Annotated in this window: 5 protein-coding genes; 4 read left to right on the forward strand and 1 reads right to left on the reverse strand. The window is 65.1% G+C overall.

From position 1 onward, the window contains the following. Positions 1 to 603: hypothetical protein (locus tag QOI01_RS08045; RefSeq protein WP_526379700.1), on the forward strand; the 603-nt coding region annotated here is incomplete at its 5' end. A 38-nt stretch (positions 604 to 641) separates the two neighbouring features. Here QOI01_RS08045 and QOI01_RS08050 read toward each other — a convergent pair. Continuing rightward, on the reverse strand, positions 642 to 1,088 hold the full coding sequence (locus QOI01_RS08050) for a TSCPD domain-containing protein (RefSeq protein WP_526379702.1): 447 nt from the start codon (positions 1,086 to 1,088) through the stop codon (positions 642 to 644). A gap of 1,363 nt (positions 1,089 to 2,451) precedes the next feature. On the opposite strand from QOI01_RS08050, the gene QOI01_RS08055 reads away from it, so the two are divergent. The 3 genes from QOI01_RS08055 to QOI01_RS08065 all read left to right on the forward strand — a co-directional run. Further along, complete coding sequence (locus QOI01_RS08055; protein ID WP_526379704.1) at positions 2,452 to 3,747, forward strand: NsdA family TPR-like regulatory protein; 1,296 nt, start codon at positions 2,452 to 2,454, stop codon at positions 3,745 to 3,747. Further along, on the forward strand, positions 3,738 to 4,460 hold the full coding sequence (locus QOI01_RS08060) for a creatininase family protein (RefSeq protein WP_526379706.1): 723 nt from the start codon (positions 3,738 to 3,740) through the stop codon (positions 4,458 to 4,460). Before QOI01_RS08055 ends, QOI01_RS08060 begins: the two co-directional genes overlap by 10 nt. A gap of 431 nt (positions 4,461 to 4,891) precedes the next feature. Further along, positions 4,892 to 5,901: IS1634 family transposase (locus QOI01_RS08065; RefSeq protein WP_526379708.1), on the forward strand; the 1,010-nt coding region annotated here is incomplete at its 3' end.

The raw sequence follows: 5,901 nt of genomic DNA on the forward strand, positions 1-5,901 counted from the left end.
GCCATCGGACTGCCCAGCCTCGCCGATGACGGCCGATTCTCGTACGCCCCGCTCATCCCCTACGGGCCAGCGCGCAGCTGCCCCACCAACCCATGGCATCCCGCCATGGCGGCGTTACATCCCGACGATTCGGTCCCGGTCCAGCGAGACCGCCCGGAACCTGCGCCGGACGGCTCGGTCGGCGTGTACCTCGCCGCCACGCTGCGGTACCGCAACCAGACCCGCCGCGTCCGCGCAACACTGCCCGTACCGCTGGTCAGCGTGGCCCGGTGGCTCGACATCGACCCGCTCACCCGCGCCAGCTGCCAGTTTGACGCTGGTCCCGCCTTCGGCCAGCTCGCCGCCCGGGTCTGCCTCGCTGACGTCGCCCGCGCCGATCTCGTCATCGCGTTCGCTGACCACCGCCGCAGCCACGGCGTCGGCATCGAGATCGGCGCCGCGCTCGCGCAGCGCAAGCCGGTCATCCTCATCGGCCCGCCGCGCTGCTCCTTCGACATGCTTCCCGGCATCCGCGTCGTCGCCACACTCGATGATGCGCTCGCCGCGATCCCGCACGCCGCCAAGGTGGAGTTGTCGGGGGACGCCGTCGTGGTGCCGGAATGACCGGCCGCCGGGCTGGCGGCGTCCGCCTCCGTATCGGGTCAGGAGTCCCGCGGCGCCGACATCGCCAGGCCGGGAAGGTCTGCCCACGTGCCATCAACATCGATGGCGGTGCGCCGTTCACCGGCAGTCAGGATTCCCATCTCGACACGCTTGTCCGCCGGCAGACAGTCCACTGCAAGGCGACGGGCCACGTAGTCCATGACCGACGTCGCCATCGGCAGGTCGGGATCGTCCGTACGCCCGGCTGGAGTGAAACGCATGCTGGAGAACTTCGACACGAACACCTCCAGCGGGGCACCCGCCTGCAATCCCAACGAGATCGCCGACCCCAGCGCGTCCATCATCCCGGCGAGCGTCGAACCCTGCTTCGCCATCCGAATCGTCACCTCGCCCACGGACCCGTCACCGGCCCGGCCTGTCGTCAGGTAGCCCTTCTGATCATCCACCTGGAACCGCGTCGTCTCGCCGACCCTAATCCGCGTCATCCTGCGCGCCGACCTCTGCCGAGGCGCCACTGCGTCGGACATTCACCGCTCCCATCACCACGCCGGGACACAACCAGTGGTGACCGTACCGCTAGGTGTGCACCACATGTTGGGGGCGCGCCGCACTGAGTCCGACTACCGCGCGCGTAGCCAACCCGCCTCTGCCCTCGCCGATGCCTTGTCCGATGGGAAGCCGCCGGGGGCTCATGAGGCCAGGGTGTAGGCGCCAGCCTCAACCAGGACACGCAGGGCAATGTGGCGCATTGCGCACCTTGACCCCGCGCAACCAATGTGGTCTCGCATGATCTGGTGCGCCTCAGCGACGGTGATCGCCTCTGGAGCGCTATGCGGCGGATGCGGGTCCTCGGGCATGAGTTCCTTCTTCAGGCGGTGGGGTGTCGACGACATGAGGTGGTCAAGACGGAATGGGAGCCTGCTGATTGGGGTGAGGTGACTGCGTCGACCGGGCAATCCTCGTCCGGTCCTCTTAGGAGGCCCGGCCGTGTTGGCGGGGTGACTTCGACGAAGATGAAGGTCTACCCATAGCCAGGGCTTGGGTGTGGCGAGGCGCCGCCATCGAAGCGACTTTCGTGGTCATTGATTGACCTGCAGGGGTCGTTCATGATGGGCGGCTAACTCAGCTAATCCGCTTCCGTTGCTGCTTGTGCTCTCAACGGTTACCGAAAGTGGAGCGCCGGGGAATACCGACCTTGTGTCCGACTTGGTGTACCGACCTTGTGTCCGACCCTAAGTTGACCTGCGGATAAGCGCGGTCCGGAGGTGTCCTAGGGCGGTCCGGCGCAGGGGGACTACACTGCCGCTCGAGAAGATGGAGTCGTTTGTCCGACTATCGGAGGGTTCACGGTTGGAGGATACGTTGCGGTCGACACTGGGGTCTCGATGCAGGCTGAACGATCCATGGCATCCCGCAGCGCGGATGGCCTGTTGCCATCCGGCACGTTCGCCGGGGAGAAGTAGCGGCCGCAGTCGGTGACGGTCCTGGCGCACGGTGGCCGCGACCGGCGAGGACGTGGCTTCTTGTCGCGCATAGCCGTTGGGATGGCGGGTGCTGGCATCGCGTCTCCGCGAATCGATATGTGGGTTCACGACGCGAGCGAGGGTCGGCAGGAGGATCTGACTCTCTCAGGCATCGCCAACGATATCCACGCGGCCACCAGGCACACGCGCGCGGCCTCGCCGACGGCGTTGAGGTAAGCGTCCCCAACGCGCGGCGCTTCGGCGAAAGGCGCGGGTCCGCCGAAGGGGTGGCCCACAGCGTCATCGTATTGGGATCCTGAAGCGGCCAGCTTGGCCCAGGCGGCATGAGATCAATCGAGCAATGCGGAACTGAGGGGAGACCGAAATGCCGCGCCGGCCCGGTGCGATCATCACCCCGAACGCACGACTGAGCAGCGCGCGGCGCGGGCTACTTTCACCCCACCGCCCAGGTCAGTCATGCTCACGCAGCGAACTTGCCGATCTTGTTAACACCGCTTTGAGCCAGCTCAATCCTGGCCGTATTTGCCTCGCGTTGTACGTAGATGCTCGATGGATCGGCAAGCTCGAACGTGGGGAACACCGCTGGCCCTGTGTGCAGCGCCGCGAAGCGCTGCGCGTTGTGCTCGGCGCCCACTCTGACGCCTCGATCGGATTGTTCATCCCGCGAGGCGTCTCCGTCGCAACGGGCGAGCTCGCTGGGTTCGCCGCGTACGAATCGACCGCTCAGTCGCTGCCAGACAGGGAGATCGATGGCATCCTCGCCAGCGGCGAATACGAGTCCGTTGTTGTATGGCTGTCGAAGCTCGAGCATCTGAGTAGGCTGTTGAATTCCAAGCTCTCCGACGAGCTGGAATCACAAGTACACCATCACCTTTCGCTACTTGATCGGCTGCAGCGAGGAGGGCAGAGAGGCCATCTCGCTCCAGTTGACGCCCGATGGTCGGAATTCATGAGCTGGGTTTCCGAGAACACCGGTGGTCATGGCGGAGGACAGTGGCTGATTCGGGCCAGCCGGCGTGCCGCGCAGGCCGCCGATCCAGCCCTCAGCGCCTACACGCTAATGAGGCAAAGCCAGAGAGCGCTAATAGCCGGCGACGTCAGATCGGCTATTTCTCTGTCCAAGACATCACTATCGAACGGTCCTTTGCCCTCCCGTACAAAGGTCTTGTGCCTTAGCCGTCTTGCCGAGGGGCTTGCCCATAACGGGGACGATCAGGCACATGACGTGGTCGGGTCAGCTCGCCGAGTCCTGCAAGCAGCCAAGCAGGCCGATCCAGATCCGCTGGCTAGGCATTGCGATGAACAGTATGTGACAGCGGTTGGAGCTCGGTGCCATCAGCTTCTAGGGGATCACGGTTCCGCTGCCGCGATCTTGGGAGAGCTCTTACCCGCGGCGACGCACGCGGATCAGGTTGACCTAGGTGTGTGGCGCGTTTACCTGGCGGAGAGCCTTGCCGCCCAGGATCCTGGACGAGCAGCCGCTCATGGACTGCAGGCGATGGGCATAGCTGAGGCATCGAGGTCGTTTCGCGCGGTAAGAGCAGCTCAGGCGCTGGCCGTAACCCTTCGACCGCATCGACGGATGCCGGTGGTGGCCCAGTTCGTCGCTGCCCATGCCCAACTTGTTGCCGGCAATGCAAGGATAGGTGGGTGGAGTTGATTCCGGGAGTAACCAGCGCAGAGGTTGGGCAGCGAACACCTCGTGTAGCGGTCTTGCCCATTGGCAGCTTCGAGCAGCACGGCTCGTTCCTTCCATTGACGACGGACACGGTCGTAGCCTCGGCGATCGGTGCGACGATCGCGGCGAGCCACAACGTATTACTGCTGCCGCCGATCACCATTTCCTGCTCGCACGAGCATGCAGCGTGGCCCGGAACGGTGAGCATCAGCCATCAGACCCTGTCGGCTATTGTCGACGATATCAGCAGCTCGCTGCGCCAGCGCGGAATCGAAAAGCTCGTCCTCCTGAACGGGCACGGCGGAAACTACGTGCTCAGCAATGTCGTACAGACCGCAAACGTTTCCCGGCCGCAGTCGATGACCATCTTTCCCGGTAGACTTGACTGGGACACCGCACGCACAGCAGCCGATCTCCAAACGGACGCGCACAGTGACATGCACGCCGGCGAGCTCGAAACGTCGATCCTGCTGCACGTCTGGCCCGATGCGGTTGGACCCGACTACCTCTCTAGCGATCACCTTGCCGAGGACCGCTCATTGCTCCTCGTCAAAGGAATGACCGAGTACACCAACAACGGCGTGATCGGTCTGCCATCCGCGGCTACTTCTAAGAAGGGACAGGCCATCCTAGAGAGCTTGGCGATCTCCTTTGGCAGCCACTTGGGCGATCTTCTTGCTGAATCCGACCAGTAGCGATGCGGCGGCTTGATGCGGCTTTGATCGCCGGCACGTCTTCGCGTTGGACGGGCCTCATGCTGATCGCCGGATCGATGCTCCCAGCACCCCGTGGGTAGTTGCGCCTGACGACGCTTCACCAACGCGAGGTTCGCCTGAAGTCGCAGAGCGCGCTCGTCGCTGTTCGCGAGCCGGTGGACCGCGATAGCTCATGGGATATGGGCTCCGGCGACCTGCAGCAGCTGAGCTCGTTGTTCTGTCGTGCCTGTGGGAGCATGGGGCGGTGGATACCCGGGATGCGGGCCTTGTGGTCTGGGACGTCGACGGCACGCTGATACCTGACTTGGCTCACGGTCACGGATTCTGCGTAGGCGTGATGCGCTGACCAGCGGGTTCGTCGCTCACCGGGGTCGGATGTGTGCACTAATCGCGGGTCGTAGGGTGGCCGGGTGGCTCCGTACGTGCGCACGGTGAAGACAGCGTCGGGCGCGACCGCGGTGCAGATCGTCTACTCCTCGCGGCTCGGGGCGCGCGATATCGAGCACATCGGATCGGCGCACGACGACGCCGAGCTGGCGGTGTTGAAAGCGGCTGCTCAGCAGCGGATGGCCGGCGGGCAGGGCGAACTCGACCTCGGCATGGAGCGCATCGCGCCGGCCGCCGGTTCGGGTGGGCCGTTGCCGATTACGTCGTCGCGGATGGGGCATCTGTGGGACGCCCTCGATCACATGTATCGGGTGCTCGGATTCGAGCGGGCCGCCGAGGGTGACACGGTGTTCGAGCAGCTCGTCCTGGCCCGAATCATTGAGCCGACCAGCAAGCTCGACAGCCTGCGGGTCCTTGAGGAGACCGGGATACAACCGTCGTCGTATGCGACCGTCAAGCGTCGTCTGCCGCTGTTCGCCGAGCCGTCGTGGCGGCAGCGGCTGGCCGCCGCATGCGCCGCCCACGCTGGCCTGGGACCGGCCAGCCTGGTCTTGTATGACGTGTCGACGCTGTACTTCGAGACCGACACCGGCGACGGGTTCCGCGAGCCGGGATTCTCCAAGGAACGCCGCCTCGAACCGCAGATCACCATCGGGCTGCTGACCGATCAGGCCGGGTTCCCGCTGATGGTCGAGGCGTTCGAGGGCAACAAGGCCGAGACGACCACGATGCTGCCGACGATCCGCTCCTTCATGGCCGCCCATGACCTGCCCGACGTGACGGTTGTGGCTGACGCCGGCATGATCTCCGCGGCCAACCAGAAGGCGATCGAGGACGCCGGACTGTCGTTCATCCTCGGCGCCCGCATCCCGTATCTGCCTGATGTGGTGCGTGAATGGCGTGACAAGCACCCCGATGAGGCGATCCCCGATGGGCTGGTGCTCACCCAGCCCTGGCCATCGACCAGCAGCGAGAAGGTCCGCGGCATCCCGGATCGGGTGATCCACTACCAGTACCGCCGCGACCGGGCGCG

Source organism: Mycobacterium sp. (genome assembly GCF_032162605.1).
Classification (GTDB): Bacteria; Actinomycetota; Actinomycetes; order Mycobacteriales; family Mycobacteriaceae; genus Mycobacterium.

Bases quoted from the DNA above. Each gene is read 5' to 3' on its own strand.
- QOI01_RS08050 (WP_526379702.1), bottom strand. From the start codon at position 1,088: ATGACGCGGATTAGGGTCGGCGAGACGACGCGGTTCCAGGTGGATGAT.
- QOI01_RS08055 (WP_526379704.1), top strand. From the start codon at position 2,452: ATGCCGCGCCGGCCCGGTGCGATCATCACCCCGAACGCACGACTGAGC.